Source organism: Slackia faecicanis (genome assembly GCF_003725295.1).
GTDB lineage: Bacteria > Actinomycetota > Coriobacteriia > Coriobacteriales > Eggerthellaceae > Slackia > Slackia faecicanis.
Window position 1 is genome coordinate 157,635 of the sequence record NZ_QICB01000002.1, and the last position, 20,300, is coordinate 177,934.

The following is a 20,300-nucleotide window of genomic DNA, read 5'->3' on the forward strand; positions in this document are numbered from 1 at the left end:
CCGCCACGGCACGGGCCAGCTCGCGCCGTGGCGAAACCCCGAATCGATTCCAGCGCGAATCGGGCCGAAATCCACCCGCTTCCCGGCGCGAATCCGGCCGCAACCTGCCCGCCTTCCGGCGGGGCGGGCCCGGCCCGAACGCCGCGCGCGCTGCTATCATAGGGCGAACGAAAACCGGCTCATTGCGAAAGGAGTCGCCATGACCAGCAGGAAACGTTCGGCTCTGGCAAAACAGACGGCAGCATTCAAAGCAGGCCTCGGAGGCATGGACGACGTGTTCGCCCGCGAAGAGCAACGCCGCCGCGACCAAGACGCCGAACACGACGCCGCGCTGCGCCGCAAGGCGTGCGAATCGAAGAACCGCTACCGCTGCCGCGCCGATGCCGAAGAGGCCGTCGCGTCCTGCGCCGAGCACGGAACGCGCGGCCTGCACAGCTACCGCTGCCCGTATTGCAACGGGTGGCACCTGACCTCGAAGCCCCAGCGCGACGAGTAACCACCGAAGGAGAACGACGAGCATGTTCGAATGGCTCACCAGGCGCTTCGTCAAAAACGCCGACGATACCGAAAGCCCTGCGGTACGCACCGCGTACGGCACGTTCGCGAGCATCGTGTGCATCGCGTGCAACACGGTGCTCTGCATCGCGAAAGGCGCCGTGGGCGCGGCGGCGGGATCGGTGGCCATCGTGGCCGACGCGCTCAACAACCTTTCCGACGCGTCGAGCAACATCATCAGCCTGCTGGGCTTCAAGCTGGCAAGCAAGCCGCCCGATGCCGAGCATCCCTACGGCCATGGGCGCTTCGAGTACCTGTCGGGCCTGGCCGTGGCTGTGCTCATCCTGGTCATCGGCGTGGAGCTGGTGCGCTCGTCGTTCGATAAGATCACCCACCCCGAGCCCGTCGAGTTCAGCATGGCGCTCGTGGCCGTGCTGGCCATGTCGATCGTCGTGAAGCTGTGGATGGCCGCCTTCAACAAAAGCCTCGGCACGCGCATCTCGTCGAACACGCTTCTGGCCACCGCAGCCGATTCGCGCAACGACGTGATCGCCACCTCCGCCGTGCTGGCCTGCACGCTGATCGCCGAATTCGGCGGCGTGAACCTGGACGGCTGGGCGGGCCTGGCCGTGGGCGCGTTCATCGTTGTAAGCGGCATCGAGCTGGTGCGCGACACAGTGGACCCGCTGCTGGGCAAGGCGCCCGACCCCGCGTTCGTCAAGCATATCTACGACAAGATCGTCGCCTACCCGGGCGTGCTGGACACGCACGATCTGATCGTGCACGATTACGGCCCGGGCCGCCGTTTCGCGAGCGCGCATGTGGAAATGGCTGCCGAAATGGATCCGCTGAAAAGCCACGACGTGATCGACAACATCGAAGAAGCCTTCCGCACCGAGGAAAACCTGCTGCTGGTACTGCACTACGACCCCATCGTGACGTCCGATTCGGCCGTGGGCGATCTGCGCCGCTGGATTGCCGAGAACATCCGTCGCATCGACGCGCGTCTGACCATCCACGACCTGCGCATCGTGCCGGGCCCCACGCACACCAATGTGATCTTCGACGTGCTGCGCCCCGCCGACCTGGAGCTTTCCGACGACGAGCTGGCCGAGCGCGTGTCCGAAATCGTCAAGGAGCACCGCCCTGACGCGGCGTGCAAGATCACCGTGGACGACAGCTACGCCTCGTCCAAATAGCAGCCCGCCCCGAAACACAAGGGCCCGCGCAGCAACTCTGCGCAGGCCCTTTCCGTATCCGCGTACGCCCGCATGCGCCCTAGACGACGCCCGCGCGTTCCAAATACCACGCAACCGTGGCGCGCATGCCCTCCTCGAACGGCGTGGTCGGACGCCACCCCAGTTCGGCGGCGGCCTTTTCGCAGTTCATGGCATAGCGGCGGTCGTGACCCGGGCGGTCGGCCACGTGCTCGACCGAAAACGCCGCGGCACGCGCGGCCCCTGCATCGTGCAGCGCGTCGCGCACCGCCTCCACCAGGCGCACGTTGGGCAAGGCGCAGCCGCCGCCCAGGTTGTAGACCTGCCCCGCACGCCCCTTCTCGAGCGCCGCCAGCACGCCGCGGCAACAATCCTGCACATACAGCCAATCGCGCACGTTCGAACCGCTTCCGTACAGCGGCACGGGCAATCCCGCGCACGCGCGCTCGATCGTCTTGGGGATGAGTTTTTCCGCATGCTGGCGCGGCCCGTAATTGTTCGAGCAGCGCACCGTGACGATAGGCAACCCGTACGTGGCCCCGTAGGCGCCCACGAACATCTCGGCCGCCGCCTTCGACGCGGCATAGGGCGAACGCGGACGCAACGGCGCGTCTTCGCGAAACGCGTCGGAGCCGTCGGAACAACACGGATCCAAAGGCAAATCGCCATACACTTCATCGGTGGACACGTGCAAAAAACGACATCCTGCGCGAAAACCGTCTCGACACGCCCACGCCGCGCGCGCCGCCTCGAGCAGCGCAGCGGTGCCGCCCACGTTGACGCTTTGGAACAGCGACGGGTCGGCGATCGAGCGGTCTACGTGCGATTCGGCCGCGAAGTGAACCACGGCATCGGGCGCGAAGCGCTCGAAGGCCTGCGCCATGGCGGCCGCATCGCGCACGTCGGCGTGCACGAACGCATAGCGCGCATCGCTCCGCACGTCGGCCAGGTTGTCGGCGCAGCCCGCATAGGTGAGCGCATCCACGTTCACCACACGCGCGTCGGGGCGTTCAGCCAGCACCAGACGGATGAAGTTCGAGCCTATGAAGCCGGCGCCGCCCGTCACCATGACCGTTCGCGCGAAGCCCTGCGCCGACTCCATAAACCGCCTCCTTGCAGCCACGCCCGCGCGCCGCCGCCCGTCTGCGCGCCCGCGATGCGGCGCGATCGAATTCCTGCGGGTATACAATAGCGCAACCACATCAAACGGAGGAAAGCCATGCGAATCATTCCCACCATCGACGCAACCGCGCGCCGCAACGCGCTGCGCGGCGCAGGAGCCGTGCTGGTTTCAAGCTCGCTCATGTTCGCGAGCCTCGGCCTGCCCGCAGCGCCCGCCGCGGCCGCGCCTGTCGAAACCCCCGCGGCGCAGCAGGCCGCAACGCCCGTCGCCGAGACGGCCGAAACCGACGGCGTGCTCGTATTCGCCGCCGCCGACGCAGGCGCGCGCACCCTTTCCGCCGACGATACGGCCGACGCCGTGGCCGACGGCCTGAAGGAGCTGGGCATGCAGGAAACCGGACGCTTCGCCGCGGCAGACGGCACGACGGTCATCGAAGCGGCGCCCGCCGCGGGCCAAAGCGTGAACGACGCCGTGGCCGCCGCCGAAGCCCTCGACGGCGTGGCAAGCGCGCAGCCCAATTTCGTCTACCGCTCGATCGACCCCGTGGAAGACGCGGGCGCGGCTTCGGGCCTGATCGCCGACGACGCAGCGCTTCTGGCCGCGATCGCCGCGAACGACCCCTTCGCGCAGATCGCCGACCCCTCGGTGCCGCGCAACCAGTATTGGCTGTACAACGCCAATTTCGACGACGCCTGGAACCGCGCGCAGACGAACGGCAGCGTAGCCATCGCCGTGCTGGACACGGGCGTCATGGCCGACCACGCCGACCTGGCCGCCAACGTGCTCACGCAGTACGGCTGGGACGCCTACGAAAACGCTCCGCTGTACGCCGACGGCCAGAACGCCTTCAACGGAGGCCACGGCACCATGGTGGCGGGCGCCGCGGCGGCCGTGGCGAACAACGGCTTCGGCATGGCGGGCGCGTCGTTCAACGCTTCGATCGTGCCCGTGAAGGTATGCGACGATTCGGCCAAGCCCAAGATCGACACGAAATCGCTCCTTGCGGCCTATAGTTACGTGACCGAGCTGGCCCGCAGCGGCAAGGCCGACGTGCGCGTGATCAACCTGAGCCTGGGCGCCTACGGTTCCACCCTGAACGACCGCGCGCTGGAAAACGCGATCGTCGCCGCCAAAGACCAGGGCATCGTCACCGTGTGCGCGGGCGGCAACGGCAACAAGGCCGCCGCGCCCAACACCAAGCCGATCTATCCGGCCGATTTCGACGCATGCGTCTCGGTGACTGCGCTCAACGCCGACGGCACCAACGTGGTCTGGTCCGATTACAACGAATACAAAGACATCAGCGCCCCGGGCAGCGGCATCACCGCGCCGCTCGCCGACGCAGGCGGCAACACGGAAGGCTTCACCTGGGCTTCGGGCACCTCGCTTGCCGCGCCGATCGTGGCGGGCGCCTTCGCGCTCATGTTCGCGGCCGAACCCGACGCGAGCGTCGACGAGGCCAAGGCCGCCCTGTACGCGTCGGCCACGCCCGTGAACGACCCCGAAAACGACCGTTCGCAGGCAAGCGGCAGCCACGGCGCGCTGGACGCGGCGGGCGCCGTGGAACGCCTCGTGCAGGACCATTCGGCGTTTTCCGACGTGGCGCCGAGCGATTGGTTCTTCAAGCCCGCCCATTACGTGAACGAGCGCGGCATCATGACCGGCTACGAAGGCGCCTTCCGCCCCCAGGAAAACCTCACGCGCGCCCAGTGCGCCCGCATTCTGTACAACCGCTTCGGCAACGGCGCCCAGTGCGCCCCCGCCCCGCTGAGCGACGTCGACCAGAGCCAGTGGTACGCCCCCGCCGTGAACTGGGCCGTCGAAACCGGCATGATGGTGGGCCTGGTGGGAACCGGCAGGTTCGGCGTGAACGACGAGCTTTCGCGCGAGCAGCTCGCCTTAGTGGTGGCGCGCGCGGCGAACGCCGATACGGCCGCCGCCGACCCGAGCGCCTTCGACGCGCTGCCCGACCGCGACGACACGAGCGACTGGGCACGCGACGCCATGGTGTGGGCCACCGACGAAGGCGTGATCAACGGCGACAGGGCCACCGATCCCGCACGCCTGCTCCCCCGCAACCCCATCACCCGCGCGCAGATGGCGCAAGTGGTGATGAACGCCATGGAGCGCGGCCTCATCTAGAACACGAACGTAAACGGCGCACGATGCCGCGCATCCGCGAACGCCCGCGACGGCCGAGCGGGGGCGCGGCATCGTGCTATGATGCACCAACGCATATCCCGGGAATTCAGCAAAGGCGGCCGACATGGCGTATTACCGCATAGCACTCACAGGACACGCGCGCTTTTCGGCGGGCGATGCCGCGGCACACACCTACCTGCAGCTCAAGGCCATGGGGCACGGCGTCGAACTGCTCGACCCCGCCGTGGTTCCCGGCGTCTTCGACGCGCAGGGCAACCTGGACCGCGCCGCCGCCGCGCCGTTTCTGGAAACGTTCGACCCCGCCTGCGTGGCCGACGCGCACGATTCGATCGAAGACATCCTGGCGGCCTGCGAACGCTCGGGCAAAGGGCAGGACGAGCCCATCCGCCACGTGGTGGTGTTCGGCTACGTGGGGCCCGACAACTTCGGCGACGAGCTGATCTTCTCGCTGATCGCGGCCAACGTGCGCAAGCGCTACCCCAGCTCCTACGTGTCCGCCATCGGCCACATGCCCGACCGCACGATCGCGCGCCACGGCGTGGCTTCCGTCACCCCGCCCATGAAGGCCGAACTGTTCGCCCAGCTGGCGGGCGCATCGGCGCTCGTGTTCATGGCGGGCATCATGTTCGACGAGCCGTTCAAAGACTGGACCGCAGGCCCGATCGACCTCTATCTCAACCCCCATTCCGAAATAGCCGGCCAAACGGCGTGCTGCCTGATGGCCTACCAGCAGGGCGTGCCCGCGGTGTTTCTGGGCGTGGGCGCAGGCCCGCTTGCCAACGCCGACGCGTGCAAGCTGGTGGAGATGGCGTCGCTCACCAAGCCTTTGTATCTGCCGCGCGACGAACACACCGCGCAGCTGCTCGAAGACGCGGGCGTCGACCCTTCGCTCATCCGCGTGAAGGCCGACCTGGCGTTTTCGATCGAGCGCCCCGAGCGCTGCGAGGCATGGGAGCGCTGGAAGGACGAATCGGGCCTGGACGACGCACCGTTTCTTTCGGCATCGTTTCGCGACCACCACACCTGCGGCGAAGGCCTGACCGACGCCATGGCGGCGCTGTTCGACCACGCCTTCGAGACGAAAGGCTGGCGCACCGTGTTTTTGGATTTCGCGCCCGAAGACCGCACGGTGCACGAGCGCATCGCGAACAAGATGCGCCACGTCGAAGCGGCGCTGTTCTTCGGCCTGACCGACGATTTCGACACCGCCGTAGCGGCGCTTTCACAAGCGCAGGCGTCCGTGGCCATGCGCCTGCACTGCTCGATCGTGTCCAACGCCCTGGGCATCTCCTCGATCGGCATCAATTACAACGATAAAGTGGAGGCGCTCTATGACGCCATGGACGCGCGGGCGTTTTTGATGGAACCCGATTGCTCGGCCGCAGCCGCGATCGCCGCGTTCGACGCGCTCATGCACGACGAAAACGCCGCGGCGCGCGTGCGCTCGCGGGCTGCGGCGTTGCGCGAACGAGCGCTCGACGCCTTCGATGCCTTCTTCGAAACGGTTGAAGCCGCCGACGTTCCTCGCGCATCCACACGCCTGTACGTGCGCGACGTGTCCGTGGCCGAGCAGGATCTCGAGCGCGAACGCGAACGCTGCGCGCGCCTGGAGGCGGAGCTTGCCGCCGCGTACGCGCGCGCCGAGGCGCTGGTGGCCTCCCCCACCTGGAAGGCGGGCCGCGCCGTGGGCGCCCTGCCGCGCGCGATCAAACGCATCATGGGCAAGGCGTAACGGCAACCGAGCGCACGCCGTAGGCCCAACGCAGGCCGCGGGCCTAACGCTTCAAGGCGTTTCGCAGGGCGCGCGGCAGCGCGGTGATCGCGCGGCCGACCTTAAACGACGTCGAACCGCGAAGAGCTTCTATATCGGCGTACGCCTTGCCCAGCTCCTCCTCGCGCGCCGCCGTCTCGCGACGCGACTCCTCGAGCTCGGCGCGCACGCCCTGCAGTTTCGCGTCAAGATCGCCGATCGCGCCCTCCTGGATCCTGATGATGTTCTGGCGCTGCCACAGGCGCCAGTAGCATTCGCGCTGGTCGGCGGCGGCCATCACGTTATCGGGCCACAGCGGGGTGGAAGGAAAGCCTTCCACCATGGAATCGCACGCCTCCACGGCGCAATCCACGAACCACTCGTCCAGCATGCTGAACGCCTCGCACAGACCGTCTTCTCCCGCCTCACGCGCGGCATAGGCGCGGGCGCGGCAGAAATCGGACAGATACATATGGGCGCGCAGACGGGCCACCCCCTTGCTCTGGTCGGTGGTCACCGAGCCCTCGCGCACCAAGTAGCCGTAACACAGGTCGGACGCCATGGCGCAGCGGCCGTCGGCCGTCATGGACCTGATCACGAATTCGTTGTCTTCGTTGACGATGCCCTCGGCGAAACGCACGCCGCCTTCGCGCACGTACGACGTCTTGCACACCTGCACGCACGGCTGGGCGCAGAAATCGCCTGCGCGCACCTGGTGCTCGAACATGGCCTTGCCACGCAGGATGCCCGGCTGCGTGAACCTGCGGAAATAATCGGCGTCCTGCGGATGGTCGCGCTCGGCGCGCTCGCTTTCGTAAACGATATGCGCGCCGAAGAACAGCACGTCAAGATCGTCGGCTTTCATGCGATCGACCAGACGCGCGAGCGACCCAGGCTCGAGCGAATCGTCGGCGTCGAAGAAGTACAGGTAATCGCCGCGCGCCTCCTCGATGCCCCTGTTGCGCGCCGCGCCGGCGCCGCGGTTCTCGCCCTGATGCACCGCGCGCACGCATGCGAGGTCGCGGGCGTATTCGTCGCACAGGCGCGGCGAATCGTCGACGGAGCCGTCGTCCACCAGGACGATTTCGTATTCGCCTTCGGCAAGCCCCTGATCGCGCAGCTGCTCCAGGCATGCCGGCAGGTAGGCCGCCGCGTTGTACACAGGCACGACTATCGTCAAATCCATCGGGTGTCTCCTTCGTGGGTAAAGCGCTCGAAGCACATCACGCCTATTCTAGCGTTATTCCACGCCCTGCATGCCCGCGCGGCGGACCTGCGGCCCGGGCGCGCGGCGGCCGCGTCCTTCTTTCATGCAGAATGCCCGTCGAGACGCATGACGTGCCCTTTCTGCCGTAGAATATGCATTTTGGAATCAACGCAAAACCCTCGCGAGAAAGCGCATCCATGCCAGCATTCGTCTCTAAGCTCCTCACCTTCGGCAACGACAAGTTCCTCAAGCCCTACCTGGGCCTGGTGGATTCCATCAACGCCGCAGAACCTGCGCTGCAGGAAAAGACCGACGCCGAGCTGCGTTCGCTCGCCGACGCCCTGCGCGAGCGCGCCGCCGCGGGCGAAAAGCAGAAGAACCTGATCGTCGAATCGTTCGCGCTCATCCGCGAAGCAAGCCGCCGCACCACCGGCATGCGCCACTACGACGTGCAGCTGCTCGGCGGTCTGGCGCTCAACGACGGCTGCATCGCCGAAATGAAGACAGGCGAAGGCAAGACCCTCGTGTCCACCGCCGCCTGCTTCCTCAACGCGCTCGACGGCAGCAACACCCACGTGGTCACCGTGAACGACTATCTGGCCAAGCGCGACGCCGAATACACCGGCCGCATCTACCGCTTCCTGGGCATGGACACGGGCGTCATTCTGAACAACATGCCGCCGTCGCAGCGCCGCCAGGCCTACGCCGCCGACGTCACCTACGGCACCAATTCCGAGTTCGGCTTCGACTACCTGCGCGACAACATGGTGTCTTCCGCCGAAGACCGCGTGCAGCGCGGCCACGCCTTCGCCGTGGTGGACGAAGTGGACTCGATCCTGATCGACGAGGCCCGCACCCCGCTGATCATCAGCGGCCTGGGCGCCGCCGCGGCCGACGACTACATCCGCTTCGCCAAGATCATGCCCATGCTCAAAGACGGCGAAGACTACGTCTACGACGAAAAGAAGCGCACGATCTATGCCACCGAGCGCGGCCTGGACAAAGTCGAAGAAGCCCTGGGCTTCGAGGTGTACGCCGACATTTCGGGCCGCCTGGCCAACCATCTCAAGCAAGCGCTCAAGGCGCAGTTCACCATGACGCGCGACGTCGATTACGTGGTGGCCGACGGCGAAGTGAAGATCGTCGACGAATTCACCGGCCGCATCATGGAAGGCCGCCGCTGGTCCGAAGGCCTGCATCAGGCCGTCGAGGCCAAGGAAGGCGTGGAAATCAAGCCCGAATCGCAGACGCTCGCCACCATCACGCTGCAGAACTACTTCCGCCTGTACGACAAGCTTTCCGGCATGACCGGCACGGCGCTCACCGAAGACAGCGAGTTCAGGCAGATCTACAACCTGCCCGTCATTCCCATTCCCACCAACAAGCCCGTGATCCGCAAAGATCGCGACGACTTCATCTTCCGCACCGAGGCGGCCAAGTTCGCCGCCGTGGCCGACGAAGTGCAGACGCGCCACGAAAAGGGTCAGCCCGTGCTGGTGGGCACCACGTCGATCGACGCGTCCGAGCGCCTGAGCGCCATCCTTGCCAAGCGCGGCATCGACCACCAGGTGCTCAACGCCAAAAACCCCGAGCGCGAGGCGGGCATCGTGGCCCAGGCCGGCCGCGTGGGCGCCGTGACCATCGCCACCAACATGGCGGGCCGCGGCACCGACATCCTGCTGGGCGGATCGGAGGCGAACCTCAAGCGCGAATGGCTGGAAAAGCTGGGCGCCGATCTTGAAAACCCGCTGGATTGGCAGGTCGAATCGGCCCAGCAGTACGCCGACCATATCCTGCAAAGCGAAGGCTACGCCGTGCGCGTGCTGGGCGGCCTGTACGTCATAGGCACCGAACGCCACGAATCGCGCCGCATCGACAACCAGCTGCGCGGCCGTTCGGGACGCCAGGGCGATCCGGGCGAATCGCGCTTCTTCCTGTCGATCGAAGACAGCCTGCTGCGCCGTTTCGGCGGCGACCGCCTGAAAGCCGTGTCGGCCATGATGGAAAAACAGGGCGACGACACCGTGCCTTTGCAGGATTCGCTGGTCACCAAGGTGATCGACACCGCGCAGCACCAGGTGGAGTCGATTCACTTCGATTCGCGCAAGCAGGTGCTTCAGTACGACGACGTCATGAACCTGCAGCGCAAGGCCATCTATAAAGAGCGCAACGCCATCCTTGACGGCAAAGACGTCTGCGACATCCTGGACGACATTTCCGAATCGGTGCTCGACCGCGCGGTGGAAACCACCTGCCCGGCATCGACGCCCTTCGACGACTGGGATATCGCAGGCCTGAACGCCTGGGTGGCCGATATGACCGGCGCCGAAACCTTCGACGTGGCCGCAAAGCTCGACGAAGACGCCGAAAGCGACGACCTGTACGAGCTTTTGTCCGACCTGTTCGAAACCGCGCTCGAGGAAAAGCGCGAGGCGCTGGGCGCCGAGAAGTTCCGCGAGCTGTGCAACCAGGTCATGCTGCACATCATCGACGTGAGCTGGATCGCGCACCTGCAGGAGATGGATTACCTGAAGGCGGGCATCGGCCTGCGCTCGTACGGCCACCGCGACCCGCTGGTGGAATACAAAGACGAAGCGCACGAGGCGTTCGCCGAGCTTACCGCGGCGATCTACGAAGACCTGCTGCGCACCGTGCTGCGCCTGCCCACCGAGGCCGACGAGGCGGACATGACCATTTCTGCGGAGGACAATCCGTTCAACCCCGACCGCATGGTGTACAGCAACGGCGAGGCTCCTACCGTGCTGGACAAAGATTCCGATATCGACGCCCACAATCCGCTGGGCCGCGCCTAAGAGCGCCCGCTCCAAGCGAACCGAAGCCCCGTTTGCAGCCGCAAGCGGGGCTTTTTCATGCCCGAAACGCGCGCTGCGCGCATGCCGCTCGCCCGCAGCGAACGCTCTGCGGGCGGTTCTCTTTTCGGCCGCGGCCGACGAACGACGCCCTCCCCCGCCGTGCCCCGAACGCACGACGGCCCCCTCGCCACGCCCGAATGAACGCACGCGAAGGGGCCGTGCTCATACGATGAGCGGCGAACGGCAAGCGGCAGCCGCGCGCGCCGCCGAAACCCGCCCGCGAGCGGCGAGCGGCTTCGCTACGACGCCCGCTGCGCGCGGGCGGACGGCTCGGCGCGACGCGCTTTCGCAGGCGGCGCATACCACCTGCCGCGGCGCAATGCCGAAGCCGCCACCACGAACCACATCTGCAGCGGCAGGGCCGCCATGATCGGCAGCATGTAGCGCAAATAGCCGTTCACGGGCGACACGAAGCAGATCAGCAGCAGCACGAGGCTCGGCACCAGCGCGAACAGCGATTTCCAACGCGCGGTGCGCACGGCATAGCCCGCCGCCGCAAGCAGCAGCCACGTATACAGCCCGCAATGGCCCGTCAGGCCCAACACGGGAACGTTCTGCCAGCCGTTGCAAAACGCGATCATGGCGCCGCGCACGTCTTCGCCGAACAGGTACGACACCTGGAAATCGTCCTGAATGCCGGGCACCGAGCCGTAGTTGTACAGGCGGTAGTCCCAGGTGTTGTGCGTCCAGCTTTCGTCGGCGTACAGATAGCCGTAGCAGCCGTTCAAAAACGCGTCCACATACACGCCCGGGTGCCGCATGCCCATAGACGCCCAGGCCGCGAAGTAATCGCCCAGCGCTTCGTCGTTACCCGTGTAGGTGCCTTTCACCGTGTCGCTGCGCGATCCGTAGTAAAGCTCGGGCAAGGCGTCGTAGGCAAGCACAGCCTCGATCGCGGCGCGCTCTTCGGGAGTCACGTCGTCAGGGGCCTCTTTCACGTAGCGCGCCGTTTGCTGGAACAGCGCGCCCAGGGTTTCCTGCTTGCCGCTGGGCAGCACGTCGAGCGCGGGATACACGAAGCGCGACACAATCACGAACGCCGCCAGCGGGATCAGGCAGGCGCACGCCGCCTTCACGCGCACGCGCGACGGCATGGACGCAATGACGAACGGCATGGTGAGCGCGACCACGTAGGCGCCGTTATGGCGCGCAAGGCACAGCGCCACGCCCGCGGCGGTCAGCGCGACCAGGCTGCGCGCATCGAACGCCGCGGCGCGGCGCGAGCGCACCCACAGCTCGGCAAGCAGCATCACGTACAGGCAGAACAGCGAAGCGAACAGCGTGTCTTTCAAAAACGCCTGCGCATAGGCGCCCCACGCGGGCACCACCGCGAAAAACGCCAAGGCGGCCGCAAGCACGGCCGTCGGCGCGCCCATGCGCCGCATGCATGAAACCGACCCCGCCAAGGCAAGCGCCTGCACAAGGGCCTGCATGCCAACCCACAACGCCACGCCCAGATTGTCGGAGCCCAGCGCGCGGCCTATGTCGAACACACCGCCCATCAGGGCCGTCATGACCCACGGATGATGGTCGGAAGGCGCCGCGAACCCGTGCCACATATCCATCTGGAAAATGCCGTCGTAGGTGAACGAGCCGGGCGCGAACACGATCAAATACGGTAGCCAGGCCAGCAACAGCACGCCCGCCGCGGCCCAAAACGGCATAAAGCGCGCAAGATCGCTCGAGCGCATGCGCTCGGCCGCACGAACCGCCGCCGCATCGGCCCAGGCGAACGCCAGCGCAAGGCCCAAATAAAGAAACGGCACGTAGGCCGCGAAAGCCGCAACGGCAAAAGCGATTTCCGAAGGAACCTCGAACATGGCGCGAAACGTGCCGTAGTGTTCGTAAGAGTGGCCCACCGCCTGAAACGCGGCCAGCAAAACGGCAAGAACCAACGCCACCGACTCGAAACGCACGCCCTTTTTGCGGACAAGAAACGCAAGAGGAGCCGCGGCCAGCGCGCACAACGCTATTTTGAGCATGAAGCAATCCTTCGGATGGAAACGATCGAAACGCGGCGAAAAACACGCCGCAGACTAGGCATTATAAGCCACCGCCGCGCGGAGCCGGCGCGTACGGGCGCGCTGCGGGAAAACGCCGGATTGCATGGCGAATGCGGCGAGAACAGCGTGCGAACAGGTCTTCTTTCCCCTCTATGAAAGGAGACAAAACATGACGGCTTACGTCAATGACGAACAGAAGAAGGAGGGCGCCTACGGCAAGGCCGTCAAGGCGACCCTGGCTGCCACCCTGGCAGCAGGCATGGTCCCCGCCGCCGCCGCTTTCGCGGACGAGCCGGCCGAGGCCGCCGAGGGCAACGACGTCGAGGTTCTGGCCGCCAATCCCGCTGATCTGTGGCAGGGTGGCGTCTTCGCCATGGAGGACAACAACGGCAACGTCGTCGAGCTGAAGAAGGACGCCGCCGGCGCCTACAAGACCGTCGAGCTGACCTTCAACGGCGAGAACCAGCTTCTCGTCCCCGTCTCTGTCGACCCCGAGGGCGACGAGACCACGGTCGAGTCTCTCAAGGACAACAAGGACTACAAGGTTTACTACCAGTACAACCAGAACGTCGATAAGCCGGAAGACGGCACCTGGAACAACGTCCAGCACCCGCAGACCGTTGGCCTCGCGAACAACCGCGCCAACCTCTTCCGCGTGGTCGTCGAAGCGGTCGCCGGCCCCTACAAGGGCGCAAAGCAGGCCTTCCAGTTTAAGTTCGTGGACGCCGAGTCCGACCTCGCCGACGCCACCCTTTACCAGGTTGGCAAGGATGCCGCCGACTTCTCCGACACGACCTTCGAGTACACGGGCAAGCCGTTCTCTTACGGCAGCTCCGAAGGCAACGTCGGCCTGCTCTACAAGGGCGAAGCACTCAAGAACGTCAGCGCTGTTGAATTCTACGGCAACAAGGGCAAGGTGGCTGACCTCAAGAACGCCGGCACCTACACCGTCGTCGTCGAGATGACCGACGGCAAGAAGGTCACCCTGAACGAGAAGCTGACCATCTCCAAGATCGACCTGTCCAAGGCCAAGTATGAGTTCGGAACCTCTGGCGCAACCTTCGGCGATCGCAAAATCGTGAAGATCGACGGCTTCGATGACGAGAGCGCTATCGCCAACCTCTTCGACATCGAGTGCGCCTGGCCGAACCCCATGGACGGCAACGCCAAGGGCGAGTACAAGTACACCGTCAAGGTGAAGGCGAACGCCGACAAGGCCACTGCCGCCAACTTCGAGGGCGAAGGCGCTGCCGTCAACGTGAACGCCGGCACCACGATCGGCGCCAAGAACTTCAAGTACGGCAACGACCAGCTCCCCGAGACCAAGACCATCGACCTGTCCGCGGGCGAGAAGTTCGACCTGTCCAAGATTTCCGTCGACCGCGACGGCTCCAACAAGCTCGACAAGTCCTTCGTCAAGGTGACCGTCCTCGACAAGGACGGCAACGTCGTCGATGCCTCCAAGCTCAACGAGACCGGCGTCTGGACCGTCAAGGTTTCCGTCGACGCCGCCGCCACCGAGTACATGTACGCCGGCGAAGCTACCTGCAAGGTGACCGTCACCAACGGCATGATCGCCACCGAGGACGTCCTCTTCGCCCTCGACGGCAAGGCCGTCAACGGCACCGCCTCCGTCAAGTACGACGGCACTGACGTGCTGAAGAAGCTCTCCGTCTCCGCCAAGGCCGGCGACAAGCAGCTGGTCCAGGGCACCGACTTCGACCTGAAGGTCGTCAAGGACGGCGCCGAGGTCAAAGAGGCCGTCGAGGCGGGCGTCTACACCATCACGCTGACCAGCGACAAGTACGACTTCGCCGCGAAGAAGGAGCAGCTCGTCCTGACGATCGACTCCATCCAGGCCAATGACTTCCAGGTCGCCGCCGCGTCCCTGCTGCACGGCGAAGAGGGCTCCAAGAAGATCGGCTACACCGGCGAGGCCATCGCCCCCGTCGTCCAGTACGACACAGGCGAGAAGGATTCCGACACGAAGGTCATCTGGAAGGACCTGCCCGCAGGTTCCTACGCCCTGACCCTCGAGTACGCCGAGAAGGATAAGAACGGCAAGCCCGGCACGTTCAAGAAGGTCAAGGAGATGAAGGAGCTCGGCTTCTACAAGGTCTCCGTCAAGGATGCCGTCAAGGATGACAGCATTGCCATCTCCGGCAAGGAGCTCGGAACCTTCGAGGTCGTCGAGGGCAAGGTCTTCGCCGACGTCAAGCCCGGCGACTGGTTCTACGACTACGTCTACGCAGCCTCTGACGACAAGGTCAAGTACATGACCGGCATCGGCGGCACGGAGCTCTTCGCGCCGAACCAGACCACCACGCGCGCCATGGCCGCGACCGTGCTCTCCCGCATGGCCGTCTTCGAGGGCGCCAAGGCTGGCGACTACATGAACCCGTTCACTGACGTCGCATACACCGCCAATCCCGATAAGGACCCCTGGTACGCCAACGCCGTGCTCTGGGCCGCTTCTACGGGCGTCGTCACCGGCTACCCCGGAACCACCGAATTCCGCCCCGGCAACGACGTCACCCGCGCGGAGTTCTGCATCATGATGCAGCGCTACGCCGCCGCCACCGGCCAGGGCAAGGCCCTCGCCGCAGGCGAGGCCGACGAGATCCTGGCCAAGTACGAGGACGGCGCCGCCGTCGCCGACTGGGCAAAGGAGCCCGTGGCCTGGGCCGTCAAGAACGAGATCTTCGGCGGCTACAAGGTGCTGAACCCCGAGGGCAACATCACCCGCGCCGAGATGGCCAAGATGGCCGTCGCGTTCCAGGCCGAGCCTCTCAAGATCGAGAAGTAGCAGCCGCCCGAGCGCAGCGACCGCCCGCATCCGGGATCCCCGGGCCTTCGAGCCCCGGGCCCGGACGCGGGCTCGCGGGAGGGCGCCCCACGGCGCCTTCCCGCGAGCCTTTGGCTTAAAAGCAAGCTGTCGCACAAACGCTTCGACGACGAAAGGGCCCCTGCATCGTGCAGGGGCCCTTTCGTACGTTGGGACGCGCATGGGCTAATGCGCCAACACTTCGGAATCGCATTCGTTATTGGTCCTCGTGCTTCGGCGGCCACGCTCATAGGCGCGCTCTTCGCGCATTAAGGCCAAAACGACACCCGCGAGCTTTCGTGCGACTCCCGATATCGCACAAAAATAATGCGCACCTTCTCGCAGTTTCCGTTCGTAATACTCTTTGAAATACGGATCGAGTCTTCTCACGCCATCGGCCGCACGGACAAGCGCATAGCGCAACTGGGCCGACCCTCGCTTCGACATATGGCCCGCCATCTCGCTTTCGCCCGACTGGCTGACGGTGGCGTCCATGCCCGCATATGCCACAAGCTTGCGTGCGCTAGAAAAGCGCCAGGGGTCTCCGATTTCTCCCGTTATCTGCGCGGCGAGCGTAGGGCCGACACCGGGTATCGTTGTAAGCCATTTACCAGGCGTTTCGTCTAAAATCACGGCAATTTCCTCATCGAGGTCTTTCATCTGCCGCTCCAAAAATTCAAGCTGCTCGATCATAAGCTTGATTTGCAAGGCAAGCGCATCCGACGAATGGGCGGCGCCAACCGATGTTCGTGCGGCGGCAATGAGCGTGTCTGCGTAATTCCTACCACAACGCCCGTTCGATGCCGTTTCAATGATGCGCGTCAGCCGATGCACGCCGAAACGCATGACCTGCTGCGGGGTCGGGCATCGTTGCAAAACGGCTTTCGACGTAGGCCCATATGGATGGGTGAATATGGCTGCGTATTCGGGAAACACCCGGTCCAGCACGGCGGTCGTTTTGTTTTTCACGCGGGTCGATTGTGTGACCAGCGTGAAACGGTAGCGCGTAAGCTGCTTCAAGGCATCGCACAATTCGTCGCCGCGGCTCCATGGGGCGAAGCGCTTCACGCGAACAAGGTCGGCGATCAGCACCGCGTCTATCACGTCTGTCTTCGCCGATCGAACGTTGTCGACCTTGCGATACGCATCGGTTTGAATGGGATTGAGAACAATGGGCTCGAAGCCATGTGCAATCAAGAAGTCAAGCAGCGCGAACCAGTAATGCCCCGTAGACTCCATCGCGATGGTGCATTCGTCGCAATGGGCTCCGATGCTACCAAGCTTCATGAGGAAGAACGCAAACCCCTGCGAGTCGTTGTTGAAGATGAACGGCTCGGCCACAAGGGAGCCCCCATCGTCAAGCACGGCGGCGCAGTGGGTTCTTTTTGCGATATCGACTCCGACGTAATGCATGGCGCTCCTTCATGAAGGCGGTATGGCCGGAGACGCAATCCTTTCATACGAGGCCGAACCCCAAGGAGATATAACGTGCGCCCTCCGGCCGGCGCGGACCCTTCCGATTTCGCGGGTCGAAAGAAGCCGCGACCGTCGTGCGAAAGACGGCTTTTTCAGTATAGACGAGAAAACGGCGATTATCGTTTATGCCGTAACGCAGAAAACCCCTGCATGTTCTGCAGGGGTTTTCTGTTCGGCTAGGCCTTGGTGCGACAGCATGCGTTAAGCCATAGGCTCGGGAGAACCCTCTGGGAAGAAGGCTCTCCCGGGCCCGCGCCCGGGGCCGGAGGCCTTGCGGCCCTCGGCCCGCGGATGCGGTTCGGATTCAAGCTGCTGCTACTTCGTGAGCGGAGCGGCCTGGAATTCGGTGGTCATCTTGGCCATCTCGGCGCGGGTGATGTCGCCCGCGGGGTTGAGAAGGCTATAACCGCCGAAGATCTCGTTCTTGACGGCCCAGGCGACGGCCTCCTTGGCCCAGTCGGCGACGGCGGCGCCGTCATCGTACTTGGCCAGGATCTTGTCGGCCTCGCCGGCCTCCAGGGCGACGTCCTTGCCGATGGCCTTGGCGTAGCGCTGCATCATGACGCAGAACTCGGCGCGGGTCACGTTGGCCTCGGGGCGGAACTGCGCGGTGCCGTCGGCCTGCTCGTAGCCGGTGACGATGCGGGTGTCAGCGGCCCAGAGGACATACGTGGCGTACCAGGGGTCGGTCGCCTCGACGCCGGTATAGGTGACATCCGTGAACGGGTTGTCGAAGATGCCCGTGCCGTTGCCGATCGTGCCGCCAGCCATGCGGGAAAGGACGGTCGCGGCCATGGCACGAGAGGTGGCCTCGTTCGGCGCGAAGAGCTTCGTGCCACCGATGCCGGTCATGTAGCCGACCTTGTTGGCGTTCTTCACGTACTGGTAGTACCACTCGGTGTTCGGGACATCGACAAAGTCCTTCTCGGCGGTCACAGAGAACACATTGTTCTTCGGCGTGCCAGAGACGGCGAAGTTGTCGTCGGCGGCGTCGGCCACGGTAACGCTGTACTTACCGACTTCCTTGATCTCCTTGACGTCCTCGCTGGGGGCTTTGCCGTCCTTGTCGTACTTGTAGGAAAGCTTGTAGGTGTCGGCAGGCAGGTCTTTCCAGACTGCCTTGCCATCCTTGTCGGTACCGGCCTGGTACTGAACAGTCGGAACGAGCGCCTCGCCAGTATAGGAAACCTTGTCCGTCTCCAGGAAGAACTCGGGAGCGATGCGCAGCGTGTCGGCCACGACCTCCTTGACGGTGATCTTGAGAACCTCGTTGCCGACGTTATAGGTGTCGCTCTTCACGACGAGCTGGTACTCGCCCTTGTCGACAATGGAGTCGACGTCGATGAACTTGCCGTCGACCTTCTTCTGGGCGACAACGGTGTAGTCGGTGCCTGCGGTAAGGGCCTTGCCCTCGGAATCGAGGACGGTTGCGCTCAGGGCCTTGAGCAGGTCGGCGCCGTCGTAGTCCTTCTCCACGGCGTCGACAACCTTGCCGTCCTGCTTGAAGAAGACGTTCGTGGTGTTCACGGTGTCACTGTAGACGGTCACCTTGGCGGAAGCCTCGCCAGCGTACGCGTACTCGGTGGCCTTGGCGTTGACGACGACCTTGACGGTCCACTTGCCGGCCTTCTTCAGGCTGGCGGCGTCGACCTTCTTGCCGTCTGCGTCATAGACCTCGACGGCGTAGTCCTTCTTGGGGTCGAGCTTGGTCTGGGGTTCGCCCTTCTTCGTCACGACGAGCTTGTCGAGGTCGAAGGACTGCTTCTTCGCCAGGTCGATGGTCTTGTCGGTCAGCGCGACGCCGTCATAAAGGACGTCGACGGAGTTGGTGGCGACGATTTCGGTCTTGGACACGGAACCCTTGACGTTCTTGCTGTCCTGCTTGGCAGAAATCTTGAAGACATACTCGCCGACGGACTGGGTGTTGCCGTACCAAGAATCGGGACGAGAAGTGCACTCGATAACGGTGTCGCCGAGGATGGAAACGCCGTCGACCGTAGCGGCGTCGACATAAACCTTGTCAGCGGCGTTGAGCTCCAGCTTGATGGCGGCACTGGCGAGGTCCATAGCCTCAACGTCGAATTTGAGGGTGATGTTCTCGCCCGCATAGTTGCCGACACCGGCAATCTTGGCAAGGTAGGTACCAGCATTCAGAGCGTCGGCCTTGTTGCCTTCGTTCAGCGGGTAGACTTCAGCGGTGTAGTCGGTGCCGTACTCGAGGGCTTCGCCGCCGATTTCGAGGTTCAGGTCGGTGCCATCGAACTTGATGGCCTTGCCAGTGTAGGTGAAGGTCTTATCGGAGACGTCCTTCTTGTCCTCGGCGACCTGGTAGACCTTGGCATCCTTCAGGCTCTTGGAACCGACGGAGAAGTTGATGGTGATTTTCTGGCCCGCGTAGGCGGTGTCAGCCTTGCCCTCGACAACGACGGAGTAATCGCCCTTGGCGGAGAAAGTCTTCTCAAAGTCGGCCTCGGCCACAGCTGCACCTGCGCCGTTCGCCTGCTTGTAGTACGTGACCTTGTAGAGGTCTTTGTTCTTCAGGTCCTCGGAGACGGTGTCGCCGGCCAGAGACGCGACGGTGGGAACGACCCAGTGGGCCTTGCCGTCGTTGGCGAACTCAACGGTCTTGAACTCGTCGTACTTCACCTTGTCGACAACGGTCTTGCCGTTGTTGTCGACGGCGGTGAAATTACCGGCCTTCCACGCCTGCTCGGGGGTTGCAGCCAGAACCTCGACGTCGTTGCCCTCGGCGGCCTCGGCCGGCTCGTCCGCGAAAGCGGCGGCGGCGGGGACCATGCCTGCTGCCAGGGTGGCAGCCAGGGTCGCCTTGACGGCCTTGCCGTAGGCGCCCTCCTTCTTCTGTTCGTCATTGACGTAAGCCGTCATGTTTTGTCTCCTTTCAAGAGCTCAAAATGACTCGGTATTTTAGATACGTCATTCAGCCCTGGCTTCGCATCGCTGTCACAATTGCTGCTTCTAAAAATAAGCATGCCAATACCAAATGTCATATCGTTCGAACAGTTTATATCAGGTATTTGGGCAATACAAGGAGCGATGTTCGAATTTTTATCGGTTCACACCCACTTCATATTGTTGTGGGGTTCATGCCGATCTTCTTTATATGCGTATCGAAGTATTCATTTCTTCTGCTGCCCGAACGCCCTCGAGC

At 64.3% G+C, this 20,300-nt stretch carries 11 protein-coding genes; 6 read left to right on the top strand and 5 right to left on the bottom strand.

Annotation, left to right across the window (positions count from 1 at the left end; translation table 11 throughout):
- Positions 1-199 precede the first annotated feature (199 nt).
- Together DMP07_RS03300 and DMP07_RS03305 are read left to right on the top strand one after the other, a co-directional pair.
- Positions 200-496, top strand: coding sequence for a hypothetical protein (locus DMP07_RS03300; protein ID WP_123197723.1), 297 nt, complete (start codon positions 200-202; stop codon positions 494-496).
- 22 nt (positions 497-518) lie between these two features.
- Complete coding sequence (locus DMP07_RS03305) at positions 519-1,694, top strand: cation diffusion facilitator family transporter (protein ID WP_123197724.1); 1,176 nt, start codon at positions 519-521, stop codon at positions 1,692-1,694.
- A gap of 79 nt (positions 1,695-1,773) precedes the next feature.
- Here DMP07_RS03305 and rfbB read toward each other — a convergent pair whose 3' ends face one another.
- Positions 1,774-2,814, bottom strand: a complete 1,041-nt coding sequence (rfbB, locus tag DMP07_RS03310; RefSeq protein ID WP_123197725.1) for a dTDP-glucose 4,6-dehydratase — start codon at positions 2,812-2,814, stop codon at positions 1,774-1,776.
- 117 nt (positions 2,815-2,931) lie between these two features.
- Between rfbB and DMP07_RS03315 the strand changes: the two genes are divergently transcribed.
- Both DMP07_RS03315 and DMP07_RS03320 read left to right on the top strand, forming a co-directional pair.
- Positions 2,932-4,977 (top strand): S8 family peptidase, encoded by a 2,046-nt coding sequence (locus DMP07_RS03315; RefSeq protein ID WP_123197726.1) that lies wholly within the window; start codon positions 2,932-2,934, stop codon positions 4,975-4,977.
- Positions 4,978-5,101: 124 nt separating this feature from the next.
- Positions 5,102-6,730: a polysaccharide pyruvyl transferase family protein gene (locus tag DMP07_RS03320; RefSeq protein ID WP_123197727.1), complete on the top strand. Its 1,629-nt coding sequence runs from the start codon at positions 5,102-5,104 to the stop codon at positions 6,728-6,730.
- Positions 6,731-6,773: 43 nt separating this feature from the next.
- Here the strand turns inward: DMP07_RS03320 and DMP07_RS03325 are convergent, their stop codons facing one another.
- Complete coding sequence (locus tag DMP07_RS03325; protein WP_123197728.1) at positions 6,774-7,934, bottom strand: glycosyltransferase family 2 protein; 1,161 nt, start codon at positions 7,932-7,934, stop codon at positions 6,774-6,776.
- A 218-nt stretch (positions 7,935-8,152) separates the two neighbouring features.
- On the opposite strand from DMP07_RS03325, the gene secA reads away from it, so the two are divergent.
- Positions 8,153-10,768 (top strand): preprotein translocase subunit SecA, encoded by a 2,616-nt coding sequence (secA, locus tag DMP07_RS03330; RefSeq protein WP_123197729.1) that lies wholly within the window; start codon positions 8,153-8,155, stop codon positions 10,766-10,768.
- A 299-nt stretch (positions 10,769-11,067) separates the two neighbouring features.
- Here the strand turns inward: secA and DMP07_RS03335 are convergent, their stop codons facing one another.
- Complete coding sequence (locus tag DMP07_RS03335) at positions 11,068-12,810, bottom strand: DUF6020 family protein (RefSeq protein WP_123197730.1); 1,743 nt, start codon at positions 12,808-12,810, stop codon at positions 11,068-11,070.
- Positions 12,811-13,000: 190 nt separating this feature from the next.
- Here DMP07_RS03335 and DMP07_RS03340 point away from each other — a divergent pair, with 190 nt between their 5' ends.
- The gene (locus DMP07_RS03340; protein ID WP_123197731.1) at positions 13,001-15,637 is read left to right on the top strand and encodes an S-layer homology domain-containing protein; all 2,637 of its coding nucleotides are present in this window, start codon (positions 13,001-13,003) and stop codon (positions 15,635-15,637) included.
- A gap of 204 nt (positions 15,638-15,841) precedes the next feature.
- On the opposite strand, the gene DMP07_RS03345 is transcribed toward DMP07_RS03340, so the two are convergent.
- On the bottom strand, positions 15,842-17,068 hold the full coding sequence (locus DMP07_RS03345) for an IS110 family RNA-guided transposase (RefSeq protein WP_123197732.1): 1,227 nt from the start codon (positions 17,066-17,068) through the stop codon (positions 15,842-15,844).
- Positions 17,069-17,446: 378 nt separating this feature from the next.
- Positions 17,447-20,017, bottom strand: a complete 2,571-nt coding sequence (locus DMP07_RS03350) for an S-layer homology domain-containing protein (RefSeq protein ID WP_123197733.1) — start codon at positions 20,015-20,017, stop codon at positions 17,447-17,449.
- Between the last annotated feature and the right edge of the window lie 283 nt (positions 20,018-20,300).